The sequence below is a fragment of the Williamsia deligens genome (assembly GCF_024171765.1).
Taxonomy (GTDB): domain Bacteria; phylum Actinomycetota; class Actinomycetes; order Mycobacteriales; family Mycobacteriaceae; genus Williamsia_A; species Williamsia_A deligens.
Map to the genome: position 1 here is coordinate 20530 of NZ_JAMTCI010000003.1, position 16621 is coordinate 37150.

The 16621-nt window shown below is 70.0% G+C and carries 15 protein-coding genes; 7 read left to right on the top strand and 8 right to left on the bottom strand.

Annotated features, from left to right (window positions below):
• Positions 1-11: 11 nt before the first annotated feature.
• Positions 12-2078 (bottom strand): glycoside hydrolase family 15 protein, encoded by a 2067-nt coding sequence (locus LX14_RS17320; protein ID WP_253648626.1) that lies wholly within the window; start codon positions 2076-2078, stop codon positions 12-14.
• Between the two features lie 116 nt (positions 2079-2194).
• Here LX14_RS17320 and LX14_RS17325 point away from each other — a divergent pair, with 116 nt between their 5' ends.
• From LX14_RS17325 to LX14_RS17345, 5 genes are all read left to right on the top strand, one after another.
• Positions 2195-2395: a hypothetical protein gene (locus LX14_RS17325; protein WP_253648627.1), complete on the top strand. Its 201-nt coding sequence runs from the start codon at positions 2195-2197 to the stop codon at positions 2393-2395.
• 304 nt (positions 2396-2699) lie between these two features.
• Entirely contained in the window at positions 2700-3833 is a 1134-nt protein-coding gene (locus LX14_RS17330; protein WP_372505427.1) for a sulfate ABC transporter substrate-binding protein, read from the top strand.
• The gene (gene cysT / locus LX14_RS17335) at positions 3830-4684 is read left to right on the top strand and encodes a sulfate ABC transporter permease subunit CysT (protein WP_253648628.1); all 855 of its coding nucleotides are present in this window, start codon (positions 3830-3832) and stop codon (positions 4682-4684) included. Before LX14_RS17330 ends, cysT begins: the two co-directional genes overlap by 4 nt.
• Complete coding sequence (gene cysW / locus LX14_RS17340; protein ID WP_253648629.1) at positions 4681-5586, top strand: sulfate ABC transporter permease subunit CysW; 906 nt, start codon at positions 4681-4683, stop codon at positions 5584-5586. Before cysT ends, cysW begins: the two co-directional genes overlap by 4 nt.
• Positions 5583-6578, top strand: a complete 996-nt coding sequence (locus LX14_RS17345) for a sulfate/molybdate ABC transporter ATP-binding protein (RefSeq protein ID WP_253648630.1) — start codon at positions 5583-5585, stop codon at positions 6576-6578. Before cysW ends, LX14_RS17345 begins: the two co-directional genes overlap by 4 nt.
• Before the next feature lie 3 nt (positions 6579-6581).
• On the opposite strand, the gene LX14_RS17350 is transcribed toward LX14_RS17345, so the two are convergent.
• The 6 genes from LX14_RS17350 to LX14_RS17375 are packed head-to-tail and all read right to left on the bottom strand — an operon-like array spanning position 6582 to position 13477.
• Positions 6582-7919: a S1C family serine protease gene (locus LX14_RS17350; RefSeq protein ID WP_253648631.1), complete on the bottom strand. Its 1338-nt coding sequence runs from the start codon at positions 7917-7919 to the stop codon at positions 6582-6584.
• A gap of 52 nt (positions 7920-7971) precedes the next feature.
• A complete protein-coding gene (locus tag LX14_RS21005) occupies positions 7972-8802 on the bottom strand; it encodes a sirohydrochlorin chelatase (protein WP_253648632.1) in 831 nt (276 codons plus the stop codon).
• Positions 8803-8812: 10 nt separating this feature from the next.
• On the bottom strand, positions 8813-10099 hold the full coding sequence (locus tag LX14_RS17360) for a sulfate adenylyltransferase subunit 1 (RefSeq protein WP_253648633.1): 1287 nt from the start codon (positions 10097-10099) through the stop codon (positions 8813-8815).
• Entirely contained in the window at positions 10099-11064 is a 966-nt protein-coding gene (gene cysD / locus LX14_RS17365) for a sulfate adenylyltransferase subunit CysD (protein WP_372505429.1), read from the bottom strand. Before cysD ends, LX14_RS17360 begins: the two co-directional genes overlap by 1 nt.
• Complete coding sequence (locus LX14_RS17370; RefSeq protein ID WP_253648635.1) at positions 11046-11774, bottom strand: phosphoadenylyl-sulfate reductase; 729 nt, start codon at positions 11772-11774, stop codon at positions 11046-11048. Before LX14_RS17370 ends, cysD begins: the two co-directional genes overlap by 19 nt.
• Positions 11771-13477 (bottom strand): nitrite/sulfite reductase, encoded by a 1707-nt coding sequence (locus LX14_RS17375; protein WP_253648636.1) that lies wholly within the window; start codon positions 13475-13477, stop codon positions 11771-11773. Before LX14_RS17375 ends, LX14_RS17370 begins: the two co-directional genes overlap by 4 nt.
• 339 nt (positions 13478-13816) lie before the next feature.
• Between LX14_RS17375 and hemW the strand changes: the two genes are divergently transcribed.
• Positions 13817-15013, top strand: a complete 1197-nt coding sequence (hemW, locus tag LX14_RS17380; protein WP_253648637.1) for a radical SAM family heme chaperone HemW — start codon at positions 13817-13819, stop codon at positions 15011-15013.
• Here hemW and LX14_RS17385 read toward each other — a convergent pair.
• On the bottom strand, positions 14922-15401 hold the full coding sequence (locus tag LX14_RS17385) for a type II toxin-antitoxin system VapB family antitoxin (RefSeq protein WP_253648887.1): 480 nt from the start codon (positions 15399-15401) through the stop codon (positions 14922-14924). The two genes, hemW and LX14_RS17385, sit on opposite strands and share 92 nt — an antisense overlap.
• 176 nt (positions 15402-15577) lie before the next feature.
• Here LX14_RS17385 and hrcA point away from each other — a divergent pair, with 176 nt between their 5' ends.
• Complete coding sequence (gene hrcA / locus LX14_RS17390) at positions 15578-16612, top strand: heat-inducible transcriptional repressor HrcA (RefSeq protein ID WP_253648638.1); 1035 nt, start codon at positions 15578-15580, stop codon at positions 16610-16612.
• Positions 16613-16621 lie beyond the last annotated feature (9 nt).

Genomic DNA, 16621 nt, shown 5'->3' on the forward strand with positions numbered 1-16621 from the left:
CAGATGGGTGGTCAGGTGTTGGCGGGGATGAACCCTCCACCGTGGGCGTGTGCCTCCTCGGCGCGGATCACGTGCATGACGGCGTTGATCAGCGCCAGATGTGTGAACGCCTGCGGGAAGTTGCCGAGGTGGCGCCCGGTGCGGTGGTCGATCTCCTCCGCGTAGAGCTTCAACGGGCTGGAATAGCTCAGCAACCGTTCGCACAGGTGCTTGGCCCGCGTCAGCTCGCCGATCTCGACCAGCGCGGACACCAACCAGAACGAACAGATCGTGAACGTGCCCTCCTCGCCGGACAATCCGTCGTCGGTCTCCTCCACGCGGTAACGCAGCACGAGTCCGTTCTCGGTCAGCTCGTCGGCGATGGCGAGGACCGTGTTGCGGACGCGCTCGTCCTCGGAGGGCAGGAAACGCAGCAGCGGCACCAGCAACAGTGACGCGTCGAGGGCATCGCTGCCGTATCGCTGGGTGAACACCCCACGCTCGTTGACGCCGTGGGCGAGGATGTCCTCCTTGATCTCGTCGGCCTTCTCCGCCCACGTCTTCGCGTACGACTTCTCACCGTGCATCGTGGCCAGGCGCGCGCCACGGTCGAGCGCGATCCAGCACATGACCTTCGACGAGGTGAAGTGCTGTGGCTCGCCACGCACCTCCCAGATGCCGCGATCGGGCTTGTGCCAGTGCTTGATCGCCTCCTCGACCTGCGCCTTCAGCACCGGCCACAGCGTCTCGGAGATGGTGTCGTTCGACTTGGTGTTGAGGTACACCGAGTCGAGCATGGTGCCCCAGATGTCGTGCTGTGACTGGTTGTACGCGCCGTTGCCGATGCGGACCGGCCGGGCACCGTCGTACCCGGAGAGATGGAGCAGTTCCTCCTCCTCGAGCTCGCGCTCACCGCCGACGCCGTACATCACCTGCAGCGGATGGTGTTCGCCGTTCGTCACCCCCGACACGTCGGCGATGAACGAGAAGAAGTCGTCGGCCTCGCGATCGAGACCGAGGGTGTAGAGACCCCAGAGGGCGAAGGTGGAGTCGCGGACCCAGGCATAGCGGTAGTCCCAGTTGCGTTCTCCGCCCGGGGTCTCCGGCAGCGACGTGGTCGCCGCGGCGAGGAGTGCCCCCGTGGGGGAGTAGGTGAGTCCCTTGAGTGTCAGCGCACTGCGCTGGAGGTGACCGCGCCACGGGTGGTCGGGGAACGAGCCGATGTTGATCCACTGCCGCCACGACTCCGAGGTGGCCCACATCTTCTGCGCCGCCTCCTCCCAGTTCTGCGGGGCGGGCTGCGGCGACCAGCTCAGGGCGATGAACCGGTTGTCGCCCTCGGTGAGTCGGCTGCGAGCGCGCGCCTCGCGTCCCTCGAGGCCGAGCTTGAAGTTGGTTGTGAGTTTCAGCGTCGGCGCGGGATGCGTCGTCCCCGACGCGGTGGCGATCGCCTCGGAGTAGGCGGGCCCGGAGTACTCCCACGTCGTCGTCCCGCGGTGGTAGTCGAACGCCGGTTCGCAGCTCATCGCCACCTCGACGGTCCCGCTGACGCAGCGGACGGTACGCAGGAGGATGTGCTCGGCATCCCAGTCGGTGGGGGTGCGCTTGTGGGTCCGGGACCGTCGGTCGTTGTCGTGCCACGGCCCCATCACCAGCGCGTCGCGGACGATGATCCACCCCGTGTCCGTCTGCCACGTGGTCTCCACCATCAGACTGCCGGGGAGGTAGCGACGGTCCACGGGGACGTTCACACCGTAGGGAGCCAGCTTGAAGTGACCGGCGGACCGGTCGAGGACGGCACCGAAGACGCTCGGCGAGTCCGGGCGGGGGACACACAGCCACTCCACCGAGCCGTTGCGGGCGATGAGGCAGTTGGTCTCGCAGTCGGACAGGAAGGCGTAGTCGTCGATCGGCGGGAAGACGTTGCGGGTGGCCGTCGCCGGGGTGAACGAGTTGGCGTCGGCGAGGGTCCCGGTGCCGCCGTGCACGGCCGCGCTCTGCTCGACGACGCCCAGGGCGGGCGGCGCCGGGACCGGTGGACCCGACGGTGCGTCGACGGCGTGGTCGGGGATCTCGTGCGAACCCGGCGTGGAAGTCATCGGACCATCATCGCGAGCCGACGGTGTGTTCGCACGCGAACACACCGACACCTCTGCGGGTCGGCGAGTCGGGTTGCGCTCAGGATGATTTAAAGTCCGCGCGCTAGGGTGACCGGGTGAACGGCATCCGGACCTGGTGGGACGGCGTGGAGGCGTGGCTGACCGGCCTCTCGTTCCTCCCGCAGCTGCTGGTGAGCCTGGCGGTGCTCGTCCCCGCGGCGGTCATCGTGGCGGTGGCGCTCAACGCGCTGGTCAGCGTCGTCCTGGATGTCGCGTTCGGTCGCCGCCCTGTCGCCGACGACTCCGGGGAGGGCTGACATGGTCCGATCCCGTGTGACCATCGCGCTGATCGCACTCATCGCGCTGGTCGTCATCGCCTGGCTGATCACGCTGTGACGCAGGTCAGGGCGGTCTCGCGCGCGTCGTGGACGCGCCGCGAGGGCTGATAATCTCCGCGCTGTGACCGATCCGGTGTGGCAGCGCAGTCCGCTCGCCCTCGCGCTGTTCGCGGTGGAGTACCGCTGCGTCACGGACGCACTCTGTCGCTGACCGTCGTCGTCCGCACGTCGATCCCCACGGGGCGTGCGCGTCCCCGCCGGTGCCGTCCCCGAGAGGTCCTCCGTGTTCCCGTCAGTCGTCGTCCGCGCGTCCACCCGCTCGCGCGGTGTGGGGCTGCTCGCGCTCGTCCTGGGCGTGGTGACGACGCTGTGCGTCTCGGCGTGCGGCGCGGGTTCGACGGACGTGCCGGGTGGCATCGACATCTCCAGCGGCTCCCACCATCTCGACCTCGTCGCCTACGCGACACCCAAACCGGGTTTCGACGCCGTCATCCCGGCGTTCCGGAGCACACCGGCCGGCCGCGACATCGGTTTCTCCCAGTCCTACGGGGCATCCGGTGACCAGTCCCGGAAGGTGGCCCGTCGGGTCCCCGCCGACATCGTCAACTTCTCCGTCGAACCCGACGTCACGCGTCTGGTGAAAGCCGGTGTGGTGGACGACGACTGGAAGAAGCAGTTCCCGAACAACAGCACGCCGTTCGGGTCGGTGGTGGCGTTGGTGGTGCGCAAGGGCAACCCGAAGAACATCCGCGACTGGGGTGACCTGCTCCGCCCGGGCGTCGAGGTGGTGACGCCGAATCCCGGCAGTTCGGGGTCGGCGAAGTGGAACCTGTTGGCCCCGTTCGCCGCCGAGAGCGGCGGCGGGCGGAACATGGACGCGGGTCTGGATTACATCCGACGACTCGTGTCGGGACACATCCGCGTCAACCCCAAGTCGGGTCGCGAGGCGACGACCACGTTCGAACAGGGACAGGGCGACGTCCTCATCAGCTACGAGAACGAGGCCATCATGCTGGCCCGCAAGAACGACTCCGCCCCGCCCTCGCAGCGCATCGACTACGTCATCCCCCCGCAGACGTTCAAGATCGAGAACCCCGTCGCGATCGTGTCGACCAGCACGGAGAAGGCGTCGGCCCGACAGTTCGTCGACTTCCTCTTCAGCGACGAGGGGCAGCGCGTGTGGGCGCGCCAGGGATTCCGTCCGGTGACGCCGTCGGTGATCGCGGCCACGGCCGCGGAGTTCCCCGGCCGGATCGACAAGCTGTGGACGATCTCGGACCTGGGCAGGGTCCTCGGCGCGAGTGCTGCGCAGCGCACCGGCGCACCGGCCACCACGGGCTGGAAGGCCGTCGACACCGAGCTCTTCGGCACCTCGGGCGCCATCAGTGCGATCTACGACGCCGGAGGCCGGTCATGAGCACGGTGCAGGTCGATCCCACACCCCCGGCGCAGGTGGTGCGCACCGCCGGGCGCCGCCGCGTCGGCACCACCCCGCTCGGGGTGGGCGTGGCCGGTCTCTGGCTGACCGTGATCGTGCTGCTGCCGTTGGCCGCGATCACCGTGAAGTCGTTCGACGACGGGTGGAGCGGCTTCTGGGACGCCATCTCCGCCGACGCCGCCGTCGGGGCGATCGAGGTCACCGTCCTCGTGTCGATCGTCGTGGCCCTGATCAACGTGGTGATGGGGACGGTGATCGCGTGGGTGCTCGTCCGCGACGAGTTCCCCGGCAAGAAGATCGTCAACGCCCTGATCGACCTGCCGTTCGCGCTGCCGACCATCGTGGCCAGCCTCGTCCTGCTGTCGCTCTACGGGCCGGACAGCCCCATCGACATCCGTCTGAACGCGACCAAGCCCGCTCTCGTCATCGCGCTCGCCTTCGTGACGCTGCCGTTCGTCGTGCGCCAGGTGCAGCCGGTGCTCATCGAGGTCGACCGCGAGGTCGAGGAGGCCGCGGCGTCGCTGGGTGCGTCGAACTGGACGACGTGGTGGCGGATCATCTTCCCGTCGCTCGCGCCTGCCGTCCTCACCGGTGCGGGGTTGGCCTTCACCCGGGCGATCGGGGAGTTCGGGTCCGTGGTGCTCATCGGCGGCAACATCCCGAACGACACCCAGGTCGCGTCGCAGTACATCCAGCAACAGCTCGAGGTCGACGCGCCTGTCGACGCGTCGGCGGTGTCGGTGGTGCTGCTGCTGATCGCGTTCGCCGTCCTGTTCGTCCTGCGCATCGTGGGTCGTCGCGGTGCCCGACGCGAGGGGGTCGACTCGTGAGGGTCTCCCCGTTCGCGCGACTCGGACTGCGCACCGTCGCGCTGCTCTATCTGCTCGTGCTGCTGGTGGTGCCGGTGGCACTAATCTTCTGGCGCTCCTTCGAGCACGGCATCGTCCAGTTCTGGGACTGGATCACCACCCCCGCGGCGATCTCCGCCCTCCAACTGAGCCTGCTGATCGTCGTCATCGTGGTCCCGCTCAACGTCGTCTTCGGTGTGGCGACCGCCGTGGCGCTCGTGCGCGGCCGGTTCCCGGGCCGCGGGATCGTGCAGGCGATCATCGACCTGCCGTTCGCCGTGTCGCCGGTGGTCGTCGGTGTCTCCCTCGTCCTGCTGTGGGGGTACGGCGGGTGGTTCGGCGGGATCGAGTCACTCGGCTTCCGGGTGATATTCGGCCTGCCCGGCATGGTGCTCGCCACCATCTTCGTCACGCTGCCGTTCGTCGTCCGCGAGGTCGAACCGGTGCTCCGGGAGATCGGCACGGAGCAGGAGGAGGCGGCCGCGACGCTCGGGGCCACGGGGTGGGTCACGTTCCGGCGGATCACCCTGCCGGCGATCCGCTGGGGGCTCACCTACGGGATCGTGCTCACCGTTGCCCGCAGCCTCGGCGAGTACGGGGCCGTCATCATCGTCTCGTCGGGGTACCCCGGCATCTCACAGACGCTGACGTTGCTCGTGTCCTCCCGGTACACCGACGACTACAACGAGTACGGCGCCTACGCGGCCGCCACCCTGCTCATGCTCATCGCACTGCTGGTCCTCGTCGCGATGACCCTTGTCGAGCGCCGCGGGTCCACCCGCAGACCGAGTCGGACGGCCCGCCGGGACGAGACCACCGACGACGCGACCGAACTGTCCACACCACCCGGGTCCGCGCCCGGCGAGAAGGAGTACGCACGATGACGATCTCGGTGATCAACGCCAACAAGCGGTACGGCGACTTCGCCGCACTCGACGACGTTTCATTGGACATCCCGAAGGGCTCCCTCACGGCGCTGCTCGGACCGTCCGGGTCCGGGAAGTCGACCCTCCTGCGGGCCATCGCCGGTCTCGACGAACTCGACTCCGGTGTGGTGTCCATCAACGGCGCCGACGTGACCCGCCTGTCGCCGCAGCGTCGCGAGATCGGGTTCGTGTTCCAGCACTACGCCGCCTTCAAACACATGACGGTGCGGGAGAACGTCGCGTTCGGGCTGAAGATCCGCAAGCGCCCCAAGGCGGAGGTCGCCCGCAAGGTCGACGACCTCCTCGAGGTGGTCGGACTGGCGGGCTTCCAGACCCGCTATCCCGCCCAGCTGTCCGGCGGACAGCGTCAGCGCATGGCCTTGGCGCGGGCCCTCGCCGTCGACCCCGAGGTGCTCCTCCTCGACGAGCCGTTCGGTGCCCTGGACGCGAAGGTGCGTGAGGACCTGCGTCGCTGGCTGCGTCGTCTGCACGACGAGGTCCACGTCACGACGGTCCTCGTCACGCACGACCAGCAGGAGGCTCTCGACGTGGCCGACAAGATCGCCGTCCTGAACAAGGGTCGTATCGAGCAGGTGGGCAGCCCCGACGATCTCTACGACCGCCCGGCCAACGAGTTCGTGATGTCGTTCCTCGGCTCGGTGGCGCGCATCAACGGAGACCTGGTGCGTCCCCACGACCTCCGCCTCGGGCGCACACCGGACCTCGCATTCGGTGACGTCGACCCCGTTGGTGCGGAGACGGGCGTCTTCAAGGCGACGGTCGTCCGTGTCGTCCACCTCGGGTTCGAGGTGCGTGTCGAGCTCACCAATGCCGCGACCGGGGACGAGTTCCACGCCCAGATCACACGCGGAGACGCCGCCGCTCTCGGTCTGTCCGAGGGCGACGACGTCTTCGTGCGGGCGACGAGGGTCCCGGCGATCGCCGGCTGATCGTCACTGGCCGAACGGGAATCCCCCGAACGGGGAGTCGCCACCGAACGGTGACTCCTGCTGTTGCTGTTGCTGCTGCTGTTCGCGGGCCGGCACCGTGGTGGTCTCGGTGTCTTTTGCGCTGCCCAGGGTCACGGTCACCGTCTTCGTGGAGCCCCCTGACGTGACGGTGAGCGGGATCGACTGTCCCGGTTGGTGTGTCAGGACCTGCGCCATGAGGTCGGCGTAGTTGCCGATGGGCGTCCCGGCGACCTTGGTGATGACGTCGCCCCGGGCGATGCCGGCTCGGGCGGCCGCACCCCCGGAGGTCACGCCGGTGATCTGGGCGCCGGTCACCGATGCGCCCGAGCTGTCCTGCAGTGATCCGCTCACCCCGAGAACGGGTTTCGTCGCCGAGCCGTCCTGCATGAGTTGGTCGGCGACGCGTCGTGCCGTGTCGACGGGGATCGCGAAGCCGAGACCGAAGGCCTGCACGCCGCCCTGCGACGCCTGGCCGGTGTCCACGGCGGAGTTCACGCCGACGACCTGTCCCTGCAGGTTGACCAGCGGCCCACCGGAGTTGCCCGGGTTGATGGGTGTGTCGGTCTGCAGTCCGTTGTAGACGGCGACGGCCTGACCGCTGTCGTCGGAGGCGGTGACCGTGCGACTGAGGTTGCTGACGATCCCGGATGTGACCGTGTTGGAGAGGTTCTCGGGACTGCCGACCGCCACCACCTGCTGTCCGACCTGGACGCCCGACGACTGTCCGAGGACAGCGGGGGTCAGGTTCGAGACGCCCTCGACCTTCACGACGGCCAGGTCGTACGACGGCGCGACCCCGCGGACGCTCGCCGAGTGGGTCGATCCGTCGGGGAGTGTCACCTGGATCCGACCGCCCTGCCCGACGCCGGAGACCACGTGATTGTTGGTGAGCACGTAGCCGTCCCGCGTCAGGATGATCCCGCTGCCCACCGCCTCGCCGGACTGGCCGGTGACCGTGATGTCGGCGGTCGACTTCGACGCCACCTGCGCCGCGAACGGGATGGACCCGGGTGACGCGGATGTGACGGTCGCCGATGCCGTCTGCGCCGTCAGAGCTGCCGGGGCCGCGGACGAGCCGTGGTCGAGCAGAGCCACACCGCCGGCGCCCAGACCGCCCCCGAGCAGTCCGGCCGCGACGACGGCGACGACCACCGGCGCGGTGCGGCGGCGATGGGCCGTCGGGGCCGCGGTCGGCGCCGGGGGAGGGGCGTACGGCGAGAACGGGATCCGCTGGGTGGGGTCGGACGCACCGGGCGTCGACGCGGGGTGATCCCAGTTCTCGGGCTGCTGGTGACGGTGCGGGAGCGGCTGTTCGTCCATGCAGACCACCGTCCGCCGCGCACCTGAGAGGGTGCCGAGAATGTCCTCCCGATCAGCTGAGGCTTCCCGGAGAGTTCCCCGACGACCGGGTGAGGTGGACATCCAGGGCGTCCCGGACGCGCGCGACGACCACGTCGACGACGGCGGCGTGCGCACCCAGCGGGCCGGCGGTCACCCAGACGACGGGTGGATCCCGGCTGTCGAGTGTTCGTTCGAGCCGGTCGGTCAGGGTCCCCGCGGCCAGGAACCACGGTGCCACGACGAGACGCCGGCACCCCCGCACCAGGAGGTCGTCCGCGGCGGCCTCGACGCTCGCGGTCCGCGTCGCGAAGCCCACCGTCACGGGGACCGGGTGTCCGCGTCGTCGTAGGCGGTCCTCGAGATCGGCTGCGCGATCGGCGGTCCGGGCGTCGGCGTCGGGATCGGATGCGCCGACGGCGGCCATCAGCACGCCGTCGCCCGGGCGTGTGCCCACCTCGTCGAGACGGTCGACGAGTGCATCGGTGAGCGACGGGTCCGCCAGCACGGGGGTGTGGTGTACCCGGAGGCCGGGACGGGCGGTGTCGGCGATGATCCCCGGCAGGTCGACGCGGTTGTGGAACGCGTCCCCGAGCAGCAACGGCACCACGACGACCTCGCCGTCGAGGCCGCCCAGCATCTCGGCGACGGTCGGGGTGCCGAAGTCGAGGTAGGCCAGTTCCACAACGGTCGACGGACCCGGGGACGACGGACCCGGGGCCGACGCAGCGAGGGCGACCCGCACGGAGTCACGGAGACGACGCGCGGTCACCGCGAAGCGCGGATCTCTGCTGCCGTGGGCGACGAGGACCACCGTGACGCCGCCGGGGTCGGCGTGCGGTGGGGTCCCGGCCGCGGGGATCACGTACCCGGGGTCAGACGAGTGCTGCGAGCCGTAGTCCGGACAGCGCGTCTCCGACGAGGCCCGCGGCGAGCGTGTTCCCGCCCTGCGGGTCGATCAGCAGGAAGCTGCCGGTCTCGCGGTTCACCTGGTAGTCGTCGGCCGCGATCGGCTCGGCGGTCTGCAGCGAGACGCGACCGATCTGGTTGAGGGCCAACGACTCCGGCGCATCGTCGATCCGCAGGTCCTGCTCGTCGAAGAGGGCGTCGAGGGTGCCGACGATCGCCGGGGTGGTGCGGGTCCCGTGCTTGAGCAGCAGGCGCGCCCCGGGTGCCAGCGGCTTGTCCCCCAGCCAGCACAGGGTGGCGGTGAAGGCGGAGGTGGGTTCGGGGGCATCGGACACCGCGGCGATGAGATCGCCGCGCGAGACGTCGAGGTCGTCGGCGAGGAGCACCGTGACACTGCGTCCGGTGTGTGCCGAGCGCAGCGAGCCGTCGGCGGTGTCGATGCCGGTGACCGTGGTGCGCTGCCCCGACGGCAGCACGACGACCTCGTCGCCGACGTGGATCTCGCCCGCGGCGACCTGGCCCGCGTACCCGCGGTAGTCGGGGTGCTCCGCCGTACGCGGCCGGATCACGTACTGCACCGGGAACCGGGCGCCGACGGGTGCGCGGTCGGCCTCGTTCGGCACCGACTCCAAGTGCTCGATGAGCGTGGGGCCGTCGTAGAAGTCGGAGGTCGTCGCACGCGCGGCGATGTTGTCGCCGCGCAGCGCCGACACGGGGATCGCCTGGATGTGCTCGTCATCCCAACCCAACGCGTGGGTGAGATCGGCGAAGTCGTCCCGGATGCGGGCGAAGACGCTCTCGGCGTCGTCGACGAGGTCGATCTTGTTGACCGCCAACACGAGTCGCGGGACGCCGAGCAGCGCCATGACCGCGGCGTGCCGACGGGTCTGGGTGACGATGCCGTTGCGCGCGTCGACGAGCAGGATCACCAGCTGGGCGGTGGACGCGCCCGAGACGGTGTTGCGGGTGTACTGCACGTGGCCCGGGGTGTCGGCGAGGACGAAGCTGCGCCGCGGCGTCGCGAAGTAGCGGTAGGCGACGTCGATCGTGATGCCCTGTTCCCGCTCGGCGCGCAGGCCGTCGACGAGCAGCGACAGGTCGGGCGTGTCGAGGCCGCGGTCGACCGAGGCGCGGGTCACCGCGTCGATCTGGTCGGCCAGAACGGATTTCGTGTCGTACAGCAGGCGGCCGACGAGGGTGGACTTCCCGTCGTCGACGCTGCCGGCGGTGGCGATGCGCAGCAGGTCGCTCATCAGAAGTAGCCCTCTCGCTTGCGGTCCTCCATGGCGGCCTCGGACACACGGTCGTCGCCGCGGGTGGCCCCGCGCTCGGTCAGTCGCGACGCGGCCACCTCGGCCAGCACCGCCTCGTTGTCGGCCGCGTCCGACAGGACCGCGCCGGTGGTGGAGCCGTCGCCGACGGTGCGGTAGCGCACCGAGAGTCGTTGCAGCTGTTCGCCGTCGCGCGGTCCGCCCCACGGACCGGGGGTCATCCACATGCCGTCGCGCTCGAACACGTCGCGCTCGTGCGCGTAGTAGATCGGCGGCAGCAGCACCTGCTCGCGGGCGATGTAGCGCCAGACGTCGAGCTCGGTCCAGTTCGAGAGCGGGAACACGCGGACGTGCTCACCCGCGGCATGACGACCGTTGTAGAGGTTCCACAGTTCCGGGCGTTGCCGCTTGGGGTCCCACTGGCCGAAGGCGTTGCGCAGAGAGAAGATCCGCTCCTTGGCGCGGCTGCGCTCCTCGTCGCGCCGAGCTCCGCCGAACACCGCGTCGAAGCGGTTCCCGGTGATCGCGTCGAGCAGGGGCACGGTCTGCAACGGGTTGCGGACGCCGTCGGGACGTTCGGTGAGTCGACCGTCGGCGAGATAGTCCTCCACCTTCGCGACGTGCAGTCGCAGACCGTGGCGGGCGACGACCTCGTCGCGGAACGCGAGCACCTCGGGCAGGTTGTGTCCGGTGTCGACGTGCAGCAGGGCGAACGGCACGGGCGCGGGCCAGAACGCCTTGATGGCGAGGTGCAACAGGACGGTGGAGTCCTTGCCACCCGAGAACAGGATGACCGGTCGGTCGAACTCGCCGGCCACCTCCCGGATGATGTGGACGGCCTCGGACTCCAGGGCGTCGAGGGTGTCGTACACGCGATCGTCGTCGTGCGCGGCCGGGGGCACCGACGCGATGTCGGTGTCGGGAACGGTCATGCGTGCAACCCGCATTCTGTCTTCGAGCGCCCGGCCCAGCGGCCGCTGCGCGGATCGGTCCCGGGGGCGGGTTTGGCGGTGCACGGCGCGCACCCGATGGAGGGGTACCCCTCGTCCACCAGGGGGTTCACCAGCACACCGCGCCGGTCGATGTAGTCCTGCATCTGCTCGTCGGTCCAGGCGGCGATCGGGTTGATCTTCACCAGCCCGAAGGTCTCGTCGAACGAGATGAGCGGGGCGTTCGCGCGCGTCGGTGACTCGACGCGCCGGATGCCGGTGACCCACGCGCTGTAGCCGGACAGCGTGTTCTGCAACGGCACCACCTTGCGCAGGCGGCAGCACTCCGCGGGGTCGGACGCGAACAGGTTGCGGCCGAGGAGTTCGTCCTGCTGGGCGGGGGAGTGCTCGGGGAGGACGTTCACCATCTCGACGCCGTAGACCTGCTCGACGGCGTCGCGGGTGCCGAGGGTCTCGGCGAAGTGGTAACCGGTGTCGAGGAACAGCACCTTGAGCTTCTCGCCGTGCAGTGCCTCGGGCGCGATCGAGTCGACGGCGAGGTCGACCAGGGCCGCGTCCTGCATGTTGGACGCGACGACGAAGTCGGTGCCGAACGTCGCCGCCGTCCAGCGGAGCAGGTCGGCGGGGTCGGCATCGGGACCGAGGTCGCGGGCGCCCTGCTCGGCGATGTCCCGCAGGGTGGCCTCCACCCGGAGTGCAGTGCTCATCGGAGATCCTCCTCGTCGGCGCGGACCGCCCACTGGGCGAAACGCTCGCCGTCTTCGCGATACTTCACAAAGTTTCGCACCACGCGATCGATGTAGTCACCGAGTTCGCCGGTCGTGACCTTGTGCTGACGGAGTTTGCGACCGAAGCCGGCGTCCTGACCGAGGCTGCCGCCCAGGTGCACCTGGAAGCCCTCGACGTGGTCGCCGTTGTCGTCCTCGATCAGCTGGCCCTTGAACCCGATGTCCGCGATCTGGGCGCGCGCGCACGAGTTCGGGCAGCCGTTGATGTTGACCGTGATCGGCACGTCGAGCTGGGCGTCGATGTCGGCGAGACGGTCCTCCAGCTCGGGCACCAGGGCCTGGCTGCGCTTGCGCGTCTCGGTGAACGAGAGCTTGCAGAACTCGATCCCCGAGCAGGCGATGAGGTTGCGGCGCCACCGCGACGGACGGCCGTCGAGGCCGTGCGGGCGCAGCTCCACGATGAGTGTGTCGACCGCGTCGTCGGGGACGTCGAGGACGACCAGCTTCTGGTACGGGGTGAACCGGATGCGGTCGGACCCGGCGCGCTGCGCCGCATCGGCGACGGCGGACAGCGTCGACCCCGAGACGCGACCGGCGATGGCCGCGAACCCGACGGCGTTGAGCCCGTTCTTCAGCGGCTGCACACCGACGTGGTCGCGCGGGGCCGCGAGCGGCTCGGGCGCCGGACCGTCGACGAGCTTCCGGCCGAGGTACTCGTCCTCGAGGACCTGGCGGAACTTCTCCATCCCCCAGTCCTTGAGCAGGTACTTCAGGCGGGCCTTGGCGCGCAGGCGCCGGTAGCCGTAGTCGCGGAAGAGGCTGACGACCGCCTCCCACACGTCGGGGACCTCGTCGAGCGGGATCCACGCACCGACGCGCTGCGCCAGCATGGGGTTCGTCGACAGCCCGCCGCCGACCCACAGGTCGAGCCCGGGGCCGTGATCGGGGTGCTCGACACCGATGAACGCGATGTCGTTGACCTCGTGCGCCACGTCCTGCAGACCCGAGACGGCGGTCTTGAACTTGCGCGGGAGGTTGGAGTAGGTCGGGTCGCCGATGTACCGGCGGACGATCTCGTCGATCGCCGGGGTCGGGTCGAGGACCTCGTCGACGGCCTCACCGGCGAGCGGTGACCCCAGCACGACGCGCGGGCAGTCGCCACACGCCTCGGTGGTCTTCAGCCCGACCGACTCCAGGCGCTCCCAGATGGTCGGGACGTCCTCGATCCGGATCCAGTGGTACTGGACGTTCTCGCGATCGGACAGGTCCGCGGTGTCCCGGGCGAACTCCGTCGAGATCTGCCCGATGGTCCGCAGCTGCTCCGCGGTCAGGGCGCCCGCGTCGCAGCGGACCCGCATCATGAAGTGGCTGTCCTCGAGGATGTCGATGTTCTCGTCCCCGGTCCACGTGCCGTCGTAGCCCTGTGCGCGCTGGGTGTAGAGACCCCACCAGCGCAGTCGGCCCCGCAGGTCCTGCTTGTCGATCGAGTCGAACCCCTGCTTGGAGTAGATGTTCTCCACGCGGGCCCGCACGTTGAGCGGGTTGTCGTCCTTCTTGACCTGCTCGTTGGGGTTCAGCGGCTCGCGATAGCCCAGCTTCCACTGGCCCTCGGCCCGGCGCTTGGCCGGTCGGGGGCGGCGGGCGCGTGGTGCCGCGTTCTCGGCGTCGGTGGACGACGTCATCGTTGATGCTCCTGGGGCTGTCGGCGCACGCAGACGCGCACTACCGGGGAAATCTGATCCGGGGGTCGGTCATCGCCGGCTGGTCCGGTGGTCGTCGTGCCCTGGGCGAGCGGTGACGAGGGACGAGCGGGCGGTCAGGGTCGACAGAATGCGCTGCAGACGCGCTTGAGATCGATGTGCCGACGCTGCGCCAGCCACACCCCTGGTGAGATCACGGGTCCATGGTGCCACGGGCCCCACCGGGGGGTCTACTTGGGCCGATTTGGGTTCACTGTGAGCGAAACCACCCGACGTGCGGCGGGTTCGCGATGGTCGGGACCGCAGGCCGATGATGGGGAGGTGAGCACATCCGAGGCGTCGACGCCGACCCTGCACCTCGACCGGGTCGACCCGACGACACCCCTCGGCGTCTACGTCCACGTCCCGTTCTGCGCCACCCGGTGCGGCTACTGCGACTTCAACACCTACACCGCGGGGGAGCTCGGCTCGTCCTCGTCGCCCGCGTCCTGGCTGTCGGCGATCACCGTCGAGCTGAGACTCGCGGCCGCCGCGCTGCAGCCCGCACGACCCGTGTCGACCGTGTTCGTCGGCGGTGGGACGCCGTCGCTGCTGGGTGCCGACGGGCTGGGTGCGGTGATGGACGCGGTCCGCGACGCGTTCGAGCTCGACGTCGACGCCGAGGTCACCACGGAGTCCAACCCGGAGTCGACCTCGCCGGAGTTCTTCGACGGACTGGTCGCGGCGGGGTTCACCCGGGTGTCGCTCGGCATGCAGTCCGCGGCCCCGCACGTCCTGGCCACGCTCGACCGCGTGCACAGTCCCGGACGCGCCGTCGCCGCCGCCCGCGAGGCGCGCGCCGCCGGGCTGGCCCACGTCAACCTCGACGTGATCTACGGGACGCCGGGGGAGCGGCCGGCCGACATGGACGACACCCTCGACGCGGTGCTCTCCGCCGGCGTCGACCACGTGTCGGCGTATGCGTTGATCGTCGAGGACGGGACCGCCCTGGCCCGACGGGTCCGGCGCGGCGAACTCCCCGCGCCCGACGACGACGTCCTCGCCGACCGATACGAGGCCATCGACGCGCGACTGACCGCCGCAGGTCTGGAGTGGTACGAGGTGTCGAACTGGGCGCGTGCCGGCGACCCGTCCGCGCGGTGTCGTCACAACCTCGGCTACTGGGACTCCGCCGACTGGTGGGGTGTCGGCCCGGGCGCGCACTCGCACATCGGTGGGGTCCGGTTCGCGACGGTGAAGCACCCGGCGCGTCACGCCGCCGCGCTGGCGCAGGGCACCCTGCCGATCTCGGTGGTCGAGATGCTGACGGATGACGAACGTCACACGGAGCGGGTGATGCTCGCCGTCCGTCGACGGGAGGGGCTGGCGATCGCCGACCTGCACCCCGCCGAGGTGGCCGAGGCCGATCGGCTCGTCGCCGACGGCCTCATCGAGCGGCGCGACGATCGGGTGGTTCTGTCCACCCGTGGGCGTCTGCTCGCCGATGCTGTGGTCCGGGATCTGCTGACCGCGACGTGACGGGCCCGGTCGCGGCCTGCGGGGTCGCGATCGGTTCGGTGGTCACCGCGTCGGCGTCGGATGCCCCCGTCGATGCCGGTGCGTCCATGCCGAGCGCGTCGAGGTCGAGCAACCGCGCGTGGATGACGTGACGGTTGCGCAGCGCCGACCGCACGGCCCGGTGCAGACCGTCCTCGAGGTACATCTCGCCGTGCCAGCGCACGACGTGGGCGAACAGGTCGCCGTAGAACGTCGAGTCCTCGGAGAGCAGCTTGTCCAGCGCCAGCGCCGTGGTGACGGTGGTCAGCTGGTCCAGGCGGAACTGTCGGGGCGGGATCTTGGCCCAGTCGCGGGTCGACAGACCGTGATCGCGGTAGGGCTTGCCGTTGCGGACACCCTTGAAGATCACGGACACGTCCCCTCTCGGTCGAGAAGACCACGGTAGGCGATCGCCGCGAGGTGGGCGTGGGGGTCGTGCCGCGCCGACGTCCGCGACGGATGCGACCTGCGCGTCCCCGTAAACTCGACGCCAGGCCCCGAGCACCCCGACGGGGTCTGTGCCGCACGCGGACGGAGGTGTCGCCCATGTCGAGTACGGACGAACGACGGTTCGAGGTGTTGCGCGCGATCGTCACCGACTACGTCGCGACGCAGGAGCCGATCGGGTCGAAGGCGCTGGTGGACCGTCACCACCTCGGTGTCTCCAGCGCGACGATCCGCAACGACATGGCCGTGCTCGAGGCCGAGGGGTACATCGCCCAGCCGCACACCAGCTCCGGCCGCGTCCCCACCGACAAGGGCTATCGCCTGTTCGTCGACCGCATCTCCGAGGTCAAGCCGCTCTCGTCGGTCGAGCGCCGCGCGATCCTGAGCTTCCTCGACTCCGGGGTCGACCTCGACGACGTGCTGCGACGGTCGGTCCGGCTGCTGGCCCAGCTCACCCGGCAGGTCGCCATCATCCAGTACCCGGTGCTCTCGTCGGCGACGGTGCGCCACCTCGAGGTGGTCTCGCTGAGTCCGTCGCGACTGCTGCTGGTGGTCATCACCGACACCGGTCGCGTCGAGCAGCGGATGGTGGATCTCGGCGAACCCCGCGACGACACCGACATCGCGCGGATGCGCGACATGTTCTCCTCCGCGCTGCACGGTCGCCGGCTGGAGGTGGCCTCCCACGCCGTCGCCGAGCTGGCCAACGACGCCCCCGACGACATCCGGCCCGCCGTCATCCGGATCGCGACGGTCCTCGTCGACACCCTCGTCGAGCGGTCCGACGACCGTCTCGTCCTCGGCGGCACCTCGAACCTGGCGCGCGCCGCGGCCGACTTCACCCCCGTGCAGGGGTCGATGGACTCGGTGCTCGAGGCACTCGAGGAGCAGGTCGTGGTGCTCAAACTCCTGGCGGCCGCCGGCATGCCGGGGCGGGTCACCGTGCAGATCGGGGAGGAGACGAACACCGAGAACCTGCGTGGCGCCTCGGTGGTGTCCACCGGGTACGGTGCCTCCGGCACGGTGTTCGGTGGCCTCGGCGTCGTGGGGCCCACCCGGATGGACTACCCGGGAACGATCGCGTCGGTCGCCGCCGTTGCCAGATATGTCGGTGAGGTGCTGGCCGAGCGCTGAGCGCGCCCC

What these genes read in the sequence shown, in the direction of transcription:
- LX14_RS17320 (WP_253648626.1), bottom strand. Translation starts at nt 2,078, where the DNA reads ATGACTTCCACGCCGGGTTCGCACGAGATCCCCGACCACGCCGTCGAC.
- cysT (WP_253648628.1), top strand. Translation starts at nt 3,830, where the DNA reads ATGAGCACGGTGCAGGTCGATCCCACACCCCCGGCGCAGGTGGTGCGC.
- LX14_RS17345 (WP_253648630.1), top strand. Translation starts at nt 5,583, where the DNA reads ATGACGATCTCGGTGATCAACGCCAACAAGCGGTACGGCGACTTCGCC.
- LX14_RS17350 (WP_253648631.1), bottom strand. Translation starts at nt 7,919, where the DNA reads ATGGACGAACAGCCGCTCCCGCACCGTCACCAGCAGCCCGAGAACTGG.
- LX14_RS17360 (WP_253648633.1), bottom strand. Translation starts at nt 10,099, where the DNA reads ATGAGCGACCTGCTGCGCATCGCCACCGCCGGCAGCGTCGACGACGGG.
- cysD (WP_372505429.1), bottom strand. Translation starts at nt 11,064, where the DNA reads ATGCGGGTTGCACGCATGACCGTTCCCGACACCGACATCGCGTCGGTG.
- LX14_RS17370 (WP_253648635.1), bottom strand. Translation starts at nt 11,774, where the DNA reads ATGAGCACTGCACTCCGGGTGGAGGCCACCCTGCGGGACATCGCCGAG.
- LX14_RS17375 (WP_253648636.1), bottom strand. Translation starts at nt 13,477, where the DNA reads ATGACGTCGTCCACCGACGCCGAGAACGCGGCACCACGCGCCCGCCGC.
- hrcA (WP_253648638.1), top strand. Translation starts at nt 15,578, where the DNA reads ATGTCGAGTACGGACGAACGACGGTTCGAGGTGTTGCGCGCGATCGTC.